We start from the raw sequence: 18076 nt of genomic DNA on the forward strand, positions 1-18076 counted from the left end.
CGCTTCGCAATCCGCGAAGGCGGCCGTACCGTCGGCGCCGGCGTCGTCGCCAAGATCATCGAGTAAGCCAGTTATTCGTTGATCGACAGTTTTGGGGCTGGCAACAGCCGGCCCCAGCATGGTTTAGGGGTATAGCTCAACTGGCAGAGCGTCGGTCTCCAAAACCGAAGGTTGGGGGTTCGATTCCCTCTGCCCCTGCCAAAAATCGCCACGTGTCCTACGTGGCATTTGTTTTAAGGTGTTATGGCGAATCCATCCGTCGAAACTGTAAATACCTCCGGCGATAAGCTGATGCTGGCCCTGGGCGTATTGCTGGTCTTGGCCGGATTCGTGGGCTTCTTCTGGCTGGCCAACCAGCAGTGGTATGTCCGCGGTGCCGCTTTGGCGGTAGGTATCATCGCTGGCGTGGCCGTCGGGCTGATGTCCGCACCTGGCAAGAGCCTCATCGCGTTTGCCAAGGATTCGTACAAGGAAGTCCGCAAGGTCGTTTGGCCCACCCGCAAGGAAGCGACGCAAACCACACTCGTCGTGTTCGGTTTTGTGCTCGTGATGGCGATTTTCCTCTGGTTGAGTGACAAATCGATCGAATGGGTGATTTTCTCGGCGATTCTGGGTTGGAAATGATATGAGCGATACTCCGGCATCCCCGAGCGGAAAGCGTTGGTACGTCGTGCACGCCTACTCCGGTATGGAGAAGAGCGTGCAACGTGCGCTTCAGGAGCGCATCGAACGTGCTGGCATGCAGGATAAATTCGGTCAGATCCTGGTCCCGACCGAAGAAGTGGTCGAAGTCAAGGGCGGCCACAAGGCTGTAACCGAGCGTCGTTTCTTCCCCGGCTACGTGCTGGTTGAGATGGAAATGACGGACGAAACGTGGCACCTCGTGAAGAACACGGCGAAGGTCACGGGTTTCGTCGGCGGTGCGCGTAACCGCCCGACCCCGATTTCCCCGAAGGAAGTCGAAAAGATCATGTCGCAGATGCAGGAAGGCGTTGAGAAGCCGCGCCCGAAGACCCTGTTCGAAGTTGGCGAGATGGTGCGTGTCAAGGAAGGCCCGTTCACGGACTTCAATGGCACGGTCGAAGAAGTCAACTACGAGAAATCGCGCGTGCGTGTGTCGGTCACCATCTTTGGCCGCTCCACCCCTGTCGAACTCGAGTTCGGCCAGGTCGAAAAAGTTTGATCCCGATTCGGCGGGCAGCCTCGGCTGCCCGCCTTCGCGCTTACGGTCCGCGTCATGGCCGTTGAGGAGCGTCAGTAGCCAGCGGCGAAAGCGCGTTATTACTCACCGAACGCCCCTCCGGCGTTCCAATGAGGTTCACAAATGGCAAAGAAGATTATCGGCTTTATCAAGCTGCAGATCCCTGCAGGTAAAGCCAACCCGTCGCCGCCGGTCGGTCCGGCACTGGGCCAGCGCGGCCTGAACATCATGGAGTTCTGCAAGGCGTTCAACGCGCAGACTCAAGGCATGGAGCCGGGTCTGCCGGTGCCGGTGGTCATCACGGCATTCGCTGACAAGAGCTTCACGTTCGTGATGAAGACGCCGCCGGCGACCGTCCTGATCAAGAAGGCGGCGAAGGTGGACAAGGGCTCGAGCAAGCCGCACACCGACAAGGTCGGTTCGATCACGCGCGCTCAAGCCGAAGAAATCGCGAAGACCAAGATGCCGGACCTTACGGCAGCTGATCTGGACGCAGCCGTTCGCACCATCGCTGGTAGCGCACGCTCGATGGGCATCACTGTGGAGGGCGTGTAAATGGCTAAGATCTCCAAGCGCCGTCAGGCATTTGCCGCCAAGGTCGACCGTCAGAAGCTGTACGCGATCGAAGACGCACTGGCACTCGTGAAGGAATGCGCGAGCGCGAAGTTCAACGAGTCGATCGACGTCGCAGTTCAGCTCGGCATCGATGCGAAGAAGTCGGACCAGGTCGTTCGTGGTTCGGTCGTCCTGCCGGCAGGTACGGGCAAGTCGGTTCGCGTTGCCGTGTTCGCGCAAGGCGAGAAGGCCGAGCAGGCTCGTGCAGCAGGCGCGGAAATCGTCGGTATGGAAGACCTGGCTGAGCAGATCAAGGCTGGCCAGATGGACTTCGACATCGTGATCGCTTCGCCGGACACGATGCGTATCGTCGGTACGCTCGGCCAGATCCTCGGCCCGCGCGGCCTGATGCCGAACCCGAAGGTCGGCACGGTCACGCCGGACGTCGCAACCGCCGTCAAGAACGCGAAGGCTGGTCAGGTGCAATTCCGTGTCGACAAGGCCGGTATCATCCACGCGACCATCGGCCGTGCATCGTTCGAATCGACCGCACTGCGTTCGAACCTGTCGGCGCTGATCGAAGCGCTGCAGAAGGCGAAGCCGGCAACGAGCAAGGGCATCTACCTGCGCAAGATCGCACTGTCGAGCACGATGGGCGTCGGCGTGCGTGTCGACCAGGCTACGCTGGCAGCACAGTAAGCAAGTATTCGGGCCGCTTCGTTCGCGAAGCGGCCTACATGGGCTTTGGGCGGTTGTTCGTGCAGTAGCGCGGGCAACCGGTTATCAAAGACCGTTGGTGGGACGCAGCAGGCAGGCGATCCCTTAATTCAAGCCAACGCAGATGGCGAACCCGAAAAAGTTTTGCAGTGGTGAAGCCGCAGGTCGTGAAGCGATTCACGGCGTGAGGTGGAAATACTCCTAACGAGGTCGGACGCCGTTGTTGAACGAGGTACGTGAGGTTTCGGCCATGCCGGCCGCGCCGAACGTATCGTTTCTGGAGGCTAACCGTGCCGCTTAATAGAGAAGACAAGCAAGCCGTCGTCGCTGAGGTTGCCGCGCAAGTCGCGAAGGCCCAGACCGTTGTGCTGGCTGAGTATCGTGGAATTGCGGTTGGCGATCTGACCAAGCTGCGCGCGAAAGCGCGTGAGCAACAGGTTTACCTGCGCGTGTTGAAGAACACGCTGGCGCGTCGCGCTGTTGAAGGTACGCCTTTTGCTCCGCTGGCAGAGCAGATGACTGGTCCGCTGATCTACGGCATCTCGGAAGATGCAATTGCTGCTGCGAAGGTCGTTCACGACTTCAGCAAGAGCAATGACAAGTTGGTCATCAAGGCTGGTGCGTTCGATGGCAAGGTGATGGACAAGGCTGGCGTGCAAGCGCTGGCAAGCATCCCGAGCCGCGAAGAACTGCTCTCGAAGCTGCTGTTCGTTATGCAATCGCCTGTTTCGGGCTTTGCGCGTGCCCTGGCCGCGCTCGCCGAGAAGAAGCAAGCGGAAGCTGCGTAAGCGAACGTGCATCAGCGTTACTGATCGCTGGCTGTATCCGAATTCAATTTAGGAGTATTTCAAATGGCAATCGCAAAAGAAGACATCCTGGCAGCAGTCGAAGGGATGACCGTTCTGGAACTGAACGAACTGGTCAAGGCATTCGAAGAGAAGTTTGGCGTGTCGGCAGCTGCAGTGGCAGTCGCTGGCCCGGCAGGCGGCGGCGCTGCTGCTGCTGCAGAAGAGAAGACCGAATTCACGGTCGTTCTGACTGAAGCAGGCAGCAACAAGGTTGCAGTCATCAAGGCAGTTCGTGAACTGACGGGCCTGGGCCTGAAGGAAGCGAAGGACGTCGTTGACGGCGCACCGAAGGCTGTCAAGGAAGGCGTCGACAAGGCTGCTGCTGACGAAGCCAAGAAGAAGCTGGAAGAAGCAGGCGCGAAGGTCGAAGTCAAGTAAGTTTCGGCGCGCTGTGCGAAGGCTGGCGGTATTTTCACCGCCGGCCTTTTTGTGCTTTGTGGGGACGTTATTCTGGCACTCATTCGGGAGCCCGAATAATCGGCCCCAGAAGCCAAAGAAAACCGCCTGATCGTAGTGATTGGCCACGATTGGCGGTTCTCTTTGTCTTCTGAAGCGACTGCAGAAGGCAAGTTTGGTCGGGTAGCGGGCAACACAGGCATCCGCTGCCGTCAGCCAGCGGTTGGTAGCGGCCAACCACCAAGCTTCTCGGCTCGTTCAAGCCGTCGGACGGCCATCGGGTCTCAGTCGGTGAACACTCGGGTTTGAAACGTCCAGGTATTCCGCCTCGATAGCACCCGCCGTGATTCGGAGATCGTATGCAATATTCCTTCACCGAGAAGAAGCGCATTCGCAAGAGTTTCGCGAAGCGCCCCATCGTTCACCAAGTTCCTTTCTTGCTGGCTACCCAGCTTGAATCATTCAGCACGTTTCTGCAAGCCGATGTGCCGGCCACGCAACGCAAGCCTGAAGGTTTGCAGGCCGCATTCACATCGGTATTTCCCATTGTTTCGCACAACGGCTTCGCGCGCCTCGAGTTCGTGAGCTATGCGCTGTCCGCGCCGGCATTCAACATCAAGGAATGCCAGCAGCGTGGCCTGACGTACTGCTCCGCGCTGCGCGCGAAGGTCCGCCTCGTCATCCTCGACAAGGAATCGCCGAACAAGCCGGTCGTCAAGGAAGTGAAGGAGCAGGAAGTGTACATGGGCGAAATGCCGCTCATGACGCCGACGGGCTCGTTCGTCATCAACGGCACCGAGCGTGTCATCGTCTCGCAGCTGCACCGTTCGCCGGGCGTGTTCTTCGAGCACGACAAGGGCAAGACGCACAGCTCGGGCAAGCTGCTGTTCTCGGCACGGATCATTCCGTACCGCGGCTCGTGGCTCGACTTCGAATTCGATCCGAAGGACATCCTGTACTTCCGCGTCGACCGTCGCCGCAAGATGCCGGTCACGATCCTGCTGAAGGCCATCGGCCTGACGCCGGAACAGATCCTCGCGAACTTCTTCGTGTTCGACAACTTCACGCTGATGGACGAAGGCGCGCAACTCGAGTTCGTGCCCGAGCGCCTGCGTGGCGAAGTCGCGCGTTTCGACATCACGGATCGCGACGGCAAGGTCATCGTCCAGAAGGACAAGCGGATCAACGCGAAGCACATTCGTGATCTCGAAGCCGCGAAGACCAAGTTCATCTCGGTGCCGGAAGACTATCTGCTCGGCCGCGTGCTGGCGAAGAACGTCGTCGACGGCGACACCGGCGAGGTGATCGCGAGCGCGAACGACGAAGTCACGGAAAGCGTGCTCGAGAAGCTGCGCGAAGCGGGCATCAAGGATATCCAGACGCTCTACACGAACGATCTGGACCAGGGTCCGTACATCTCGTCGACGCTGCGTGTCGACGAAACGACCGACAAGACGGCCGCGCGCATCGCGATCTACCGCATGATGCGTCCGGGCGAGCCGCCGACCGAAGAAGCGGTCGAGGCCCTGTTCAACCGTCTGTTCTACAGCGAAGAAGCGTACGACCTGTCGAAGGTCGGCCGTATGAAGTTCAACCGCCGCGTCAGCCGTGACGAGATCACCGGCCCGATGACGCTGCAGGACGACGACATTCTCGCGACGATCAAGATCCTCGTCGAGCTGCGCAACGGCAAGGGCGAAGTGGACGACATCGACCACCTCGGCAACCGTCGTGTGCGTTGCGTCGGCGAACTGGCGGAAAACCAGTTCCGCGCGGGTCTCGTGCGTGTCGAGCGCGCGGTCAAGGAACGCCTCGGCCAGGCCGAAAGCGAAAACCTGATGCCGCACGACCTGATCAACTCGAAGCCGATTTCGTCGGCAATTCGCGAGTTCTTCGGTTCGTCGCAGCTGTCGCAGTTCATGGACCAGACCAACCCGCTGTCGGAAATCACGCACAAGCGCCGTGTTTCCGCACTGGGCCCGGGCGGTCTGACGCGCGAACGCGCAGGCTTCGAAGTTCGTGACGTGCACCCGACCCACTATGGCCGCGTGTGCCCGATCGAAACGCCGGAAGGTCCGAACATCGGTCTGATCAACTCGCTCGCACTGTATGCGCACCTGAACGAATACGGCTTCCTCGAGACGCCGTACCGCAAGGTCGTGGACAGCAAGGTGACCGACCAGATCGACTACCTGTCGGCGATCGAAGAAGGCCGTTACATGATCGCGCAGGCGAACGCCGCGATCGACGAGAACGGCCAGCTGATCGACGAACTCGTGTCGTCGCGTGAAGCCGGCGAAACGATGATGGTCACGCCGGACCGTATCCAGTACATGGACGTCGCGCCGTCGCAGATCGTGTCGGTTGCAGCTTCGCTGATCCCGTTCCTCGAGCACGACGACGCGAACCGTGCACTGATGGGTTCGAACATGCAGCGTCAGGCCGTGCCGTGTCTGCGTCCGGAGAAGCCGGTCGTCGGTACGGGCATCGAGCGTACCTGCGCGGTCGACTCGGGCACCACGGTTCAGGCGTTCCGTGGCGGCGTCGTCGACTATGTCGACGCAGGCCGTATCGTGATTCGCGTGAACGACGACGAAGCGGTCGCAGGTGAAGTCGGTGTCGACATCTACAACCTGATCAAGTACACGCGTTCGAACCAGAACACGAACATCAACCAGCGTCCGATCGTGAAGATGGGCGACAAGGTCTCGCGCGGCGACGTGCTGGCCGACGGCGCCTCGACGGACCTGGGCGAGCTCGCGCTCGGCCAGAACATGCTGATCGCGTTCATGCCGTGGAACGGCTACAACTTCGAGGACTCGATCCTGATCTCGGAGAAGGTGGTCGCGGACGATCGCTACACGTCGATCCACATCGAAGAGCTGAACGTCGTTGCACGTGACACGAAGCTCGGGCCGGAAGAAATCACGCGCGACATCTCGAACCTGGCGGAAGTCCAGCTCGGCCGTCTCGACGAATCGGGCATCGTGTACATCGGTGCTGAAGTCGAAGCGGGCGACGTACTGGTCGGCAAGGTCACGCCGAAGGGCGAGACCCAGCTGACGCCGGAAGAGAAGCTGCTGCGCGCGATCTTCGGCGAGAAGGCTTCGGACGTGAAGGATACGTCGCTGCGCGTGCCGTCGGGCATGAGCGGTACCGTGATCGACGTCCAGGTGTTCACGCGTGAAGGCATCCAGCGCGACAAGCGTGCACAACAGATCATCGACGACGAACTGAAGCGCTACCGTCTCGACCTGAACGACCAGCTGCGCATCGTGGAAGGCGACGCGTTCCAGCGTCTCGCCCGCATGCTGGTGGGCAAGGTCGCGAACGGCGGTCCGAAGAAGCTCGCGAAGGGCACGAAGATCGACCAGGCTTACCTGGAAGACCTCGACCACTACCACTGGTTCGACATCCGCCTCGCGGACGACGAAGCAGCGGCATCGCTCGAAGCAATCAAGAACTCGATCGAAGAGAAGCGTCACCAGTTCGACCTCGCGTTCGAAGAGAAGCGCAAGAAGCTCACGCAAGGCGACGAACTGCCGCCGGGCGTGCTGAAGATGGTCAAGGTGTACCTGGCGGTGAAGCGCCGCCTGCAGCCTGGCGACAAGATGGCAGGCCGTCACGGTAACAAGGGTGTCGTGTCGAAGATCGTTCCGATCGAAGACATGCCGTACATGGCCGATGGCCGTCCGGCAGACGTCGTGCTGAACCCGCTCGGCGTGCCGTCGCGGATGAACGTGGGTCAGGTTCTGGAAGTGCACCTCGGCTGGGCCGCGAAGGGCCTCGGCTGGCGTATCGGCGAAATGCTGCAGCGTCAGGCGAAGATCGAGGAAATGCGCGTATTCCTGACGAAGATCTACAACGATTCGGGCCGCCAGGAAGATCTGGAAAGCTTCACCGACGACGAGATCCTCGAACTCGCGAAGAACCTGCGTGAAGGCGTGCCGTTTGCAACGCCGGTGTTCGACGGTGCGACCGAGGAAGAAATGAGCAAGATGCTCGATCTGGCCTTCCCGGACGACATCGCGGAACAGCTCGGCATGAACCCGTCGAAGAACCAGGTCCGTCTGTACGACGGCCGCACGGGTGAAATGTTCGAACGTCGCGTGACGCTTGGCTACATGCACTACCTGAAGCTGCACCACTTGGTCGACGACAAGATGCACGCGCGTTCGACGGGCCCATACTCGCTCGTCACGCAGCAGCCGCTGGGTGGTAAGGCGCAGTTCGGTGGCCAGCGTTTCGGTGAAATGGAAGTGTGGGCACTCGAAGCGTACGGCGCGTCCTACGTGCTGCAGGAAATGCTGACGGTGAAGTCGGATGACGTGAACGGCCGGACCAAGGTCTATGAGAACCTGGTCAAGGGCGATCATGTGATCGATGCAGGCATGCCGGAATCCTTCAACGTGCTCGTGAAGGAAATCCGCTCGCTCGGTATCGACATCGATCTCGACCGCAATTAATCGGACTACGGAGAGAAGGCAATGAAAGCTCTGCTCGATCTATTCAAGCAAGTCCAACAGGAAGAAGTTTTCGACGCGATCAAGATCGGTCTGGCCTCGCCGGACAAGATCCGTTCGTGGTCGTTCGGCGAAGTGAAGAAGCCGGAGACCATCAACTACCGTACGTTCAAGCCGGAACGCGATGGTCTCTTCTGCGCGAAGATCTTCGGGCCGATCAAGGACTACGAGTGCCTGTGCGGCAAGTACAAGCGCCTGAAGCATCGCGGCGTGATCTGCGAGAAGTGCGGCGTCGAAGTCACGTTGGCGAAGGTGCGCCGCGAGCGCATGGGCCACATCGAGCTCGCCTCGCCGGTCGCGCACATCTGGTTCCTGAAGTCGCTGCCGTCGCGTCTGGGCATGGTGCTCGACATGACGCTGCGCGACATCGAACGCGTGCTGTACTTCGAAGCATACGTAGTGATCGAACCGGGCATGACGCCGCTGAAGGCGCGGCAGATCATGACCGAAGAGGATTACTACAACAAGGTCGAGGAATACGGCGACGAATTCCGTGCCGAGATGGGCGCGGAAGGCGTGCGTGAACTGCTGCGCGCGATCAACATCGACGAGCAGGTCGAGACGCTGCGCACCGAGCTGAAGAACACCGGCTCGGAAGCGAAGATCAAGAAGTACGCGAAGCGCCTGAAGGTCCTCGAGGCATTCCAGCGCTCGGGCATCAAGCCGGAGTGGATGATCCTCGAAGTGCTGCCGGTGCTGCCGCCGGAACTGCGTCCGCTCGTGCCGCTGGACGGCGGCCGGTTCGCGACGTCGGACCTGAACGACCTGTATCGCCGCGTGATCAACCGTAACAACCGGTTGAAGCGTCTGCTCGAGCTGAAGGCACCTGAAATCATCGTCCGCAACGAAAAGCGGATGCTGCAGGAAGCCGTCGACTCGCTGCTCGACAACGGTCGTCGCGGCAAGGCGATGACGGGCGCGAACAAGCGTCCGCTGAAGTCGCTCGCCGACATGATCAAGGGCAAGGGCGGTCGTTTCCGTCAGAACCTGCTGGGCAAGCGCGTCGACTACTCGGGCCGTTCGGTCATCGTGGTCGGCCCGACGCTGAAGCTGCACCAGTGCGGTCTGCCGAAGCTGATGGCGCTCGAGCTGTTCAAGCCGTTCATCTTCAACAAGCTGGAAGTGATGGGCGTCGCGACGACCATCAAGGCTGCGAAGAAGGAAGTCGAGAACCAGACGCCGGTGGTGTGGGACATCCTCGAAGAGGTGATCCGCGAGCACCCGGTGATGCTGAACCGTGCGCCGACGCTGCACCGTCTCGGTATCCAGGCGTTCGAGCCGGTGCTGATCGAAGGCAAGGCAATTCAGCTGCACCCGCTCGTCTGCGCGGCGTTCAACGCCGACTTCGACGGTGACCAGATGGCCGTTCACGTGCCGCTGTCGCTCGAAGCGCAGATGGAAGCGCGTACGCTGATGCTGGCGTCGAACAACGTGCTGTTCCCGGCCAACGGCGATCCGTCGATCGTGCCGTCGCAGGATATCGTGCTGGGTCTGTACTACGCGACCCGCGAAGCGATCAACGGCAAGGGCGAAGGCCTGTCGTTCACCGGCGTGTCGGAAGCGATCCGCGCGTACGAGAACAAGGAAGTCGAGCTCGCATCGCGCGTCAACGTGCGGATCACCGAAATGGTCCGCAACGAGGACACGTCGGAAGGCGCGCCGCAGTTCGTGCCGAAGATCTCGTTGTACGCGACGACCGTCGGCCGCGCGATCCTGTCGGAGATCCTGCCGCACGGCCTGCCGTTCTCGGTGCTGAACAAGCCGCTGAAGAAGAAGGAAATCTCGCGCCTGATCAACACGGCGTTCCGCAAGTGCGGTCTGCGTGCGACGGTGGTGTTTGCCGACCAGCTGATGCAGTCGGGTTTCCGTCTCGCGACGCGCGCCGGTATTTCGATCTGCGTGGACGACATGCTCGTGCCGCCGCAGAAGGAAACGATCGTCGGCGACGCCGCGAAGAAGGTGAAGGAATACGACCGCCAGTACATGTCGGGTCTCGTCACCGCGCAGGAACGCTACAACAACGTGGTCGACATCTGGTCGGCAACGTCGGAAGCGGTCGGCAAGGCGATGATGGAGCAGCTGTCGACGGAGCCGGTGACGGACCGCGACGGCAACGAGACGCGCCAGGAGTCGTTCAACTCGATCTACATGATGGCCGACTCGGGCGCCCGGGGTTCGGCGGTTCAGATTCGTCAGCTGGCCGGTATGCGAGGCCTGATGGCGAAGCCGGACGGCTCGATTATCGAGACGCCGATTACCGCGAACTTCCGCGAAGGCCTGAACGTGTTGCAGTACTTCATCTCGACCCACGGTGCACGTAAGGGTCTGGCTGATACGGCACTGAAGACCGCGAACTCGGGTTACCTGACGCGTCGTCTCGTCGACGTCACGCAAGATCTGGTGGTGGTCGAAGACGATTGCGGCACGTCGAACGGCGTCGCGATGAAGGCACTGGTCGAAGGCGGTGAAGTCGTCGAAGCGCTGCGCGACCGTATCCTCGGCCGCGTCGCGGTCGCGGACGTCGTGAACCCGGAAACGCAGGAAACGGTGTACGAATCGGGCATGCTGCTCGACGAAACGGCGGTCGAGGAAATCGAACGCCTCGGCATCGACGAAGTGCGCGTGCGCACGCCGCTGACCTGCGAAACGCGCTACGGCCTGTGCGCAGCCTGCTACGGCCGTGACCTCGGCCGTGGCTCGCTCGTGAACGTCGGCGAAGCAGTCGGCGTGATCGCGGCACAGTCGATCGGTGAACCGGGCACGCAGCTGACGATGCGTACGTTCCACATCGGTGGTGCGGCATCGCGTGCGGCAGTGGCGTCGTCGGTCGAAGCGAAGAGCAACGGTATCGTGCGTTTCACGGCGACGATGCGCTACGTCACCAACGCGAAGGGCGAGCAGATCGTCATCTCGCGTTCGGGCGAGGCGCTGATCACCGACGATTTCGGTCGCGAGCGCGAGCGTCACAAAGTGCCGTACGGCGCGACGCTGCTGCAGCTCGACGGCGCGACGATCAAGGCCGGCACGCAGCTGGCGACGTGGGATCCGATGACGCGTCCGATCATCACCGAGTACGGTGGTACGGTGAAGTTCGAGAACGTCGAGGAAGGCGTGACCGTCGCGAAGCAGATCGACGACGTGACCGGCCTGTCGACGCTGGTCGTGATCGACGTGAAGCGTCGTGGTTCGCAAGCTTCGAAGAGCGTGCGTCCGCAGGTGAAACTGCTCGACGCGAACGGCGACGAAGTGAAGATCCCGGGTACGGAGCACGCAGTGCAGATCGGCTTCCAGGTCGGCGCACTGATCACCGTGAAGGACGGCCAGCAGGTGCAGGTGGGTGAAGTGCTCGCACGTATCCCGACCGAAGCGCAGAAGACGCGTGACATTACCGGCGGTCTGCCGCGGGTGGCGGAACTGTTCGAAGCGCGTTCGCCGAAGGATGCCGGCATTCTCGCGGAAGTCACCGGTACGACGTCGTTCGGTAAGGACACGAAGGGCAAGCAGCGTCTCGTCATCACGGACCTCGAAGGCAATCAGCACGAGTTCCTGATCGCGAAGGAAAAGCAGGTGCTGGTCCACGATGCTCAGGTCGTCAACAAGGGCGAAATGATCGTGGACGGTCCGGCCGATCCGCACGACATCCTGCGTCTGCAGGGTATCGAGGCGCTGTCGCGCTACATCGTCGACGAAGTGCAGGACGTGTATCGTCTGCAGGGCGTGAAGATCAACGACAAGCACATCGAGGTGATCGTTCGCCAGATGCTGCGTCGTGTGCAGATCACCGACAACGGTGATACGCGCTTCATCCCGGGCGAACAGGTCGAGCGTTCCGACATGCTGGACGAGAACGATCGCATGATCGCCGAGGACAAGCGTCCGGCTTCGTACGACAACGTGCTGCTCGGTATCACGAAGGCGTCGCTGTCGACCGACTCGTTCATCTCGGCGGCATCGTTCCAGGAAACGACCCGCGTGCTGACCGAAGCGGCGATCATGGGCAAGCGCGACGATCTGCGCGGCCTGAAGGAAAACGTGATCGTCGGCCGTCTGATTCCGGCCGGTACGGGTCTCGCGTTCCACAAGGCGCGCAAGGCGAAGGAATCGTCGGATCGCGAGCGTTTCGACCAGATCGCAGCGGAAGAGGCATTCGACTTCGGCACGCCGAGCGCGCCGGCAGAAGAGCCGCAGCAACACCCGACGGCCGAGTAAGTGCGGGCGGCGCGAGCCGCCTCACCTCGCTGTCATCGAAACCGCCCGGTCCGCCGGGCGGTTTTTTTTATCCGTCGTTCGCGTGCATGACGGGCTTGCCGCACGGTTGCGCAGGCCCGTCATGCGCGCGCACGAACCCTGTCCGATTGGCTAGCGTTGCACGATTCGCCGCGCGCTGTGCGAGCGGGTTGTTAAAATTGCGGTCATCGTTCTGCCGTCCTCGTTCTCATTCATGTCCCGCGCCCTCGAAATCCTCGACGAAGTCTTTGGTTATTCCGCATTTCGCGGCCAGCAGGGCGAGATCGTCGAACACGTCGCCAGCGGCGGCGATTGCCTCGTGCTGATGCCGACCGGCGGCGGCAAGTCGCTGTGCTACCAGATTCCGGCGCTGCTGCGCCGCGAGGCCGGGCAGGGTGCCGGCATCGTGGTGTCGCCGCTGATCGCGCTGATGCAGGACCAGGTCGCCGCGCTGCGCGAAGTCGGCGTGCGTGCGGCCTACCTGAATTCGACGCTGTCGGGCGCCGAGGCCGCGGCCACCGAGCGCGCGCTGCGCGAAGGCGAGATCGACCTGCTGTACGTCGCGCCCGAGCGGCTGATGACCGGGCGTTTTCTCGACCTGCTCGAGCGCGCGAAGATCGGCCTGTTCGCGATCGACGAGGCGCACTGCGTGTCGCAGTGGGGGCATGACTTCCGTCCCGAATACATCCAGCTGTCGGTGCTGCACGAGCGCTTCCCGTCGGTGCCGCGCATCGCGCTGACGGCCACTGCCGACGCGATCACGCGCGACGAGATCATCCATCGTCTCGCGCTCGACGATGCACGCGTGTTCGTGTCGAGCTTCGACCGGCCGAACATCCGTTACCGGATCGTCGAAAAGGACAACGCGCGCTCGCAGCTGCTCGACTTCATCCGCGCGGAGCACACGAACGCGGACGGCACGACCGACGCCGGCGTCGTCTACTGCCTGTCGCGCCGCAAGGTCGAGGAAACGGCCGAATGGCTGAAGGCGCAGGGGGTGCGCGCGCTGCCGTATCACGCGGGGATGGAGTTCGAGGTGCGGCAGAAGCACCAGGAAATGTTCCAGCGCGAGGAAGGCATCGTGATGTGCGCGACGATCGCGTTCGGCATGGGCATCGACAAGCCCGACGTGCGCTTCGTCGCGCACCTCGATTTGCCGAAGAGCGTCGAAGGCTACTACCAGGAAACCGGCCGCGCGGGCCGCGACGGGATGCCGGCGAACGCGTGGATGGCGTATGGCCTCGGCGACGTCGTCCAGCAGCGCAAGATGATCGACGAGTCCGATGCGGACGACGCGCACAAGCGCGTTCAGACGTCGAAGCTCGATGCCCTGCTCGGGCTGTGCGAGACGATCTCGTGCCGGCGCGTGCGGCTGCTGAACTACTTCGGCGAGGCGAGTCAGCCGTGCGGCAACTGCGACACGTGCCTCGAGCCGCCCGCATCGTGGGATGCCACGCGCGAGGCGCAGATGGCGCTGTCTTGCGTGTTCCGCGCGCAGCGCGCGAGCGGCTTCAATTTCGGCTCGAGCCACCTGATCGAGATCCTGCGCGGCGGGCGCACGGAGAAGGTGTTGCAGCGCGGCCACGACCAGCTCACGACGTTCGGGATCGGCGCATCGCTGTCCGAGCCCGAATGGCGCGCGATTTTCCGGCAGCTCGTCGCGTACGGCTATCTGGCCGTCGATCATGGCGGCTTCGGCGCGCTGGTGCTGACCGAGGCCGCGAAGCCCGTGCTGAAAAACGAGGAGAAGGTCACGCTGCGCCGCTACGTGAAGCCGCAGCGCACGCGCCAGTCGTCGAGCCGCAGCGGCACGCGCGTCGACCCGACGGCCGGCATGGGTACGCGCGAGCGCGCGCGGTGGGACGCGCTGCGCGCGTGGCGCGCGGAAACCGCCAAGACCGACGGCGTGCCGGCCTACGTGATCTTCCACGACGCGACGCTGGCCGAAATCGCGCGCAACGCGCCCGAGACGATCGACGACCTGCGCCATATCCCCGGCATGGGCGTGCGCAAGCTCGAACGCTTCGGCGACGAGATCATCGACGTCGTCGAATCGGCGTGACACAGGTGTTCCGACCCTTCCGGTAAACCGGTCGTGCGGCTGGTAAATCACGCAAGCCGTTGACTTAGTTGGTATTTCCGGAATATCATGCTGGGTTCCGGTATTCGGCGGGCCGAGTCGCGTTCGAAGGTTCGTGTCCGTGTCGCCGGTTCGGAAGTCAACTGTGCGTCGATTCTCGCTTTGCCCGAAATCGATGTGCAGATTTTGTTCAATTTCAGGAATAAACAATGCCAACCATCAACCAACTGGTTCGCAAAGGCCGTCAGTCGGAAACGACGAAGAGCAAGAGCCCGGCCCTGCAGGACTGCCCCCAGCGTCGCGGCGTGTGCACCCGTGTGTACACGACGACGCCGAAGAAGCCGAACTCGGCACTCCGTAAGGTCGCCAAGGTTCGTCTGACGAACGGCTTCGAAGTGATTTCGTACATCGGCGGTGAAGGCCACAACCTGCAGGAACACTCGGTTGTGCTGATCCGCGGCGGCCGTGTGAAGGACTTGCCGGGTGTGCGTTACCACATGGTTCGCGGCTCGCTGGATACCCAGGGCGTCAAGGACCGTAAGCAAGCGCGCTCGAAGTACGGCGCGAAGCGTGCAAAGGCTGCCAAGTAAGCAGTTTTTGATCAGGGATCGCCGCAGGGCGGTCAAGGCGGGAGTGCCGGATTGCCGGTGCTGTCGAGTAAGTGGTCACCCGGCCAAGCTGGTTAGTCGTGAAGATGTGATCGGGTTTGTTGGTGGCCGCGGAGCTGGAACCAGCTCCAACTGAACAAGTAAAGGAAGAATCATGCCGCGTCGTCGCGAAGTCCCCAAGCGGGAAGTGTTGCCGGATCCGAAGTTCGGCAACGTTGATGTTGCCAAGTTCATGAACATGCTGATGCTGTCCGGCAAGAAGTCGGTCGCAGAGCGCATCGTTTATGGCGCATTCGAACAGATCCAGACCAAGGGTGGCAAGGACCCGCTGGAAGTGTTCACGGTTGCGCTCAACAACGTGAAGCCGGTGGTCGAAGTGAAGAGCCGTCGCGTTGGTGGTGCCAACTATCAAGTTCCGGTCGAAGTGCGCCCGTCGCGTCGTATGGCATTGGCGATGCGCTGGCTGCGTGAGGCTGCGAAGAAGCGCAGCGAGAAGTCGATGGCTCTGCGCCTGGCAGGTGAACTCTCCGAAGCGGCCGAAGGCCGTGGCGGCGCGATGAAGAAGCGCGATGAAGTTCACCGCATGGCAGAAGCCAACCGCGCGTTCTCGCATTTCCGTTTCTAAGCGCCTGGCTGGGCTGTTTGCGGAAATAAATTCCGGGCGGGTGCGCTTTTCAGGCGCCTCGCCCGTTTGTGTTGAAGCATGATGCAGCGGCGCTGCATCGTGTCATCCCAGTAGAGGATCAAAGTGGCTCGCAAGACTCCTATCGAGCGCTACCGCAATATCGGTATTAGCGCTCACATCGACGCCGGCAAAACGACGACGACCGAGCGCATTCTGTTTTACACCGGTGTGAACCACAAGATCGGTGAAGTCCACGACGGCGCAGCAACGATGGACTGGATGGAGCAGGAACAGGAGCGTGGCATCACGATCACGTCCGCTGCTACCACGGCCTTCTGGAAGGGCATGGGCGGCAACTATCCGGAACACCGCATCAACATCATCGACACCCCGGGTCACGTCGACTTCACGATCGAAGTGGAGCGTTCGATGCGCGTGCTCGACGGCGCGTGCATGGTGTACTGCGCAGTGGGTGGCGTGCAGCCGCAGTCGGAAACGGTGTGGCGCCAGGCTAACAAGTACAAGGTGCCCCGTCTCGCGTTCGTCAACAAGATGGACCGTACCGGCGCGAACTTCTTCAAGGTCTACGACCAGCTCCGTCTGCGCCTGAAGGCGAACCCGGTTCCGGTCGTGGTGCCGATCGGCTCGGAAGAAAACTTCAAGGGCGTGGTCGACCTGATCAAGATGAAGGCGATCATTTGGGACGAAGCGTCGCAAGGCACGAAGTTCGACTACGTCGACATCCCGGCCGAGCTCGCAGAGACCTGCAAGGAATGGCGCGAGAAGATGGTCGAAGTGGCTGCTGAAGCCAACGAAGACCTGATGAACAAGTACCTGGAAGAAGGCGATCTGCCGGAAGCCGACATCGTCAAGGCGCTGCGTGATCGTACGATCGCGTGCGAAATCCAGCCGATGCTGTGCGGTACCGCGTTCAAGAACAAGGGCGTGCAGCGTATGCTCGACGCCGTGATCGACTTCCTGCCGTCGCCGGTCGACATCCCGCCGGTCAAGGGCGAACTCGAAAACGGCGAGTCGGCAGAGCGCCGCGCGTCGGACGACGAGAAGTTCTCGGCACTCGCGTTCAAGATCATGACCGACCCGTTCGTCGGCCAGCTGATCTTCTTCCGCGTGTACTCGGGCGTCGTGAATTCGGGCGACACGCTGCTGAACTCGACGAAGGACAAGAAGGAACGTCTGGGTCGTATTCTGCAGATGCACGCGAACCAGCGCGAAGAAATCAAGGAAGTTCGCGCAGGCGACATCGCTGCTGCGGTTGGCCTGAAGGAAGCGACCACGGGCGACACGCTGTGCGATCCGGCGAACCCGATCATTCTCGAGCGCATGGTGTTCCCGGAGCCGGTGATTTCGCAGGCTGTCGAGCCGAAGACCAAGGCTGACCAGGAAAAGATGGGTCTCGCACTGAACCGTCTGGCTCAGGAAGATCCGTCGTTCCGCGTGCAGACCGACGAAGAGTCGGGCCAGACCATCATTTCGGGCATGGGCGAGCTCCACCTGGAAATTCTGGTCGACCGGATGAAGCGTGAATTCGGCGTGGAAGCGACCGTCGGCAAGCCGCAGGTTGCATACCGCGAAACGATCCGTTCGACGGCGAAGGACGTCGACGGCAAGTTCGTCAAGCAGTCGGGTGGTCGCGGCCAGTACGGTCACGCGGTCATTACGCTCGAGCCGAACGAGCAGGGCAAGGGCTACGAGTTCTTCGACGAGATCAAGGGTGGTGTGATTCCGCGTGAATACATCCCGGCGGTCGACAAGGGTATCCAGGACACGCTGAAGTCGGGCGTGCTGGCTGGCTTCCCGGTCGTCGACGTGAAGGTTCACCTGACGTTCGGTTCGTACCACGACGTTGACTCGAACGAAAACGCGTTCCGCATGGCCGGTTCGATGGCGTTCAAGGAAGCGATGCGCAAGGCGAACCCGGTCGTCCTCGAGCCGATGATGGCTGTCGAAGTCGAGACGCCGGAAGACTACATGGGCAACGTGATGGGCGACCTGTCGGGTCGTCGCGGCATCGTCCAGGGCATGGAAGACATGGTTGGCGGCGGCAAGATCGTTCGCGCCGAAGTGCCGCTGTCGGAAATGTTCGGTTACTCGACGTCGCTGCGTTCGCTGACGCAAGGTCGTGCAACGTACACGATGGAGTTCAAGCACTACGCTGAAGCTCCGCGCAACGTTGCTGAAGCGATCATCAGCGCGAAGTCGAAGTAAATCTGCAGCTACCAACCGATAATTTTTGAAAGAAGAGAATCATGGCAAAAGGTAAATTTGAGCGGACCAA

12 protein-coding genes, 1 tRNA gene and 1 pseudogene are annotated in these 18076 nt (G+C 61.5%); all 14 read left to right on the forward strand.

Annotated elements, in window-relative coordinates; genetic code table 11:
- Positions 1-66: pseudogene (locus PI86_RS16695) on the forward strand (elongation factor Tu); the annotation flags it as partial.
- A gap of 59 nt (positions 67-125) precedes the next feature.
- Positions 126-201 (forward strand) — tRNA-Trp (locus PI86_RS15225).
- A gap of 42 nt (positions 202-243) precedes the next feature.
- The gene (secE, locus tag PI86_RS15230) at positions 244-624 is read left to right on the forward strand and encodes a preprotein translocase subunit SecE (RefSeq protein ID WP_006482892.1); all 381 of its coding nucleotides are present in this window, start codon (positions 244-246) and stop codon (positions 622-624) included.
- A 1-nt stretch (position 625) separates the two neighbouring features.
- Positions 626-1183, forward strand: coding sequence for a transcription termination/antitermination protein NusG (gene nusG, locus PI86_RS15235; RefSeq protein WP_006400672.1), 558 nt, complete (start codon positions 626-628; stop codon positions 1181-1183).
- Between the two features lie 141 nt (positions 1184-1324).
- A complete protein-coding gene (rplK, locus tag PI86_RS15240) occupies positions 1325-1756 on the forward strand; it encodes a 50S ribosomal protein L11 (RefSeq protein WP_006477201.1) in 432 nt (143 codons plus the stop codon).
- Complete coding sequence (gene rplA, locus PI86_RS15245; protein ID WP_014898362.1) at positions 1757-2455, forward strand: 50S ribosomal protein L1; 699 nt, start codon at positions 1757-1759, stop codon at positions 2453-2455.
- A gap of 308 nt (positions 2456-2763) precedes the next feature.
- Positions 2764-3261 (forward strand): 50S ribosomal protein L10, encoded by a 498-nt coding sequence (gene rplJ, locus PI86_RS15250; protein ID WP_039324173.1) that lies wholly within the window; start codon positions 2764-2766, stop codon positions 3259-3261.
- Positions 3262-3324: 63 nt separating this feature from the next.
- Positions 3325-3699, forward strand: a complete 375-nt coding sequence (gene rplL / locus PI86_RS15255; RefSeq protein WP_039324176.1) for a 50S ribosomal protein L7/L12 — start codon at positions 3325-3327, stop codon at positions 3697-3699.
- Positions 3700-4076: 377 nt separating this feature from the next.
- Positions 4077-8183, forward strand: a complete 4107-nt coding sequence (gene rpoB, locus PI86_RS15260) for a DNA-directed RNA polymerase subunit beta (RefSeq protein ID WP_039324179.1) — start codon at positions 4077-4079, stop codon at positions 8181-8183.
- 21 nt (positions 8184-8204) lie between these two features.
- A complete protein-coding gene (rpoC, locus tag PI86_RS15265) occupies positions 8205-12449 on the forward strand; it encodes a DNA-directed RNA polymerase subunit beta' (protein WP_014898358.1) in 4245 nt (1414 codons plus the stop codon).
- Positions 12450-12681: 232 nt separating this feature from the next.
- Positions 12682-14529: a DNA helicase RecQ gene (gene recQ / locus PI86_RS15270; protein ID WP_039324181.1), complete on the forward strand. Its 1848-nt coding sequence runs from the start codon at positions 12682-12684 to the stop codon at positions 14527-14529.
- Between the two features lie 227 nt (positions 14530-14756).
- On the forward strand, positions 14757-15137 hold the full coding sequence (rpsL, locus tag PI86_RS15275; RefSeq protein WP_006400662.1) for a 30S ribosomal protein S12: 381 nt from the start codon (positions 14757-14759) through the stop codon (positions 15135-15137).
- Between the two features lie 172 nt (positions 15138-15309).
- A complete protein-coding gene (gene rpsG / locus PI86_RS15280) occupies positions 15310-15780 on the forward strand; it encodes a 30S ribosomal protein S7 (RefSeq protein WP_006477195.1) in 471 nt (156 codons plus the stop codon).
- A gap of 123 nt (positions 15781-15903) precedes the next feature.
- Positions 15904-18006, forward strand: a complete 2103-nt coding sequence (fusA, locus tag PI86_RS15285; protein ID WP_039324185.1) for an elongation factor G — start codon at positions 15904-15906, stop codon at positions 18004-18006.
- Positions 18007-18076: the final 70 nt, after the last annotated feature.

The organism is Burkholderia sp. A9, from assembly GCF_000801975.1.

Coding starts and splice junctions, on each gene's coding strand:
- secE (WP_006482892.1), top strand. CDS start 244: ATGGCGAATCCATCCGTCGAAACTGTAAATACCTCCGGCGATAAGCTG.
- nusG (WP_006400672.1), top strand. CDS start 626: ATGAGCGATACTCCGGCATCCCCGAGCGGAAAGCGTTGGTACGTCGTG.
- rplK (WP_006477201.1), top strand. CDS start 1,325: ATGGCAAAGAAGATTATCGGCTTTATCAAGCTGCAGATCCCTGCAGGT.
- rplA (WP_014898362.1), top strand. CDS start 1,757: ATGGCTAAGATCTCCAAGCGCCGTCAGGCATTTGCCGCCAAGGTCGAC.
- rplL (WP_039324176.1), top strand. CDS start 3,325: ATGGCAATCGCAAAAGAAGACATCCTGGCAGCAGTCGAAGGGATGACC.
- rpoB (WP_039324179.1), top strand. CDS start 4,077: ATGCAATATTCCTTCACCGAGAAGAAGCGCATTCGCAAGAGTTTCGCG.
- rpoC (WP_014898358.1), top strand. CDS start 8,205: ATGAAAGCTCTGCTCGATCTATTCAAGCAAGTCCAACAGGAAGAAGTT.
- recQ (WP_039324181.1), top strand. CDS start 12,682: ATGTCCCGCGCCCTCGAAATCCTCGACGAAGTCTTTGGTTATTCCGCA.
- rpsL (WP_006400662.1), top strand. CDS start 14,757: ATGCCAACCATCAACCAACTGGTTCGCAAAGGCCGTCAGTCGGAAACG.
- rpsG (WP_006477195.1), top strand. CDS start 15,310: ATGCCGCGTCGTCGCGAAGTCCCCAAGCGGGAAGTGTTGCCGGATCCG.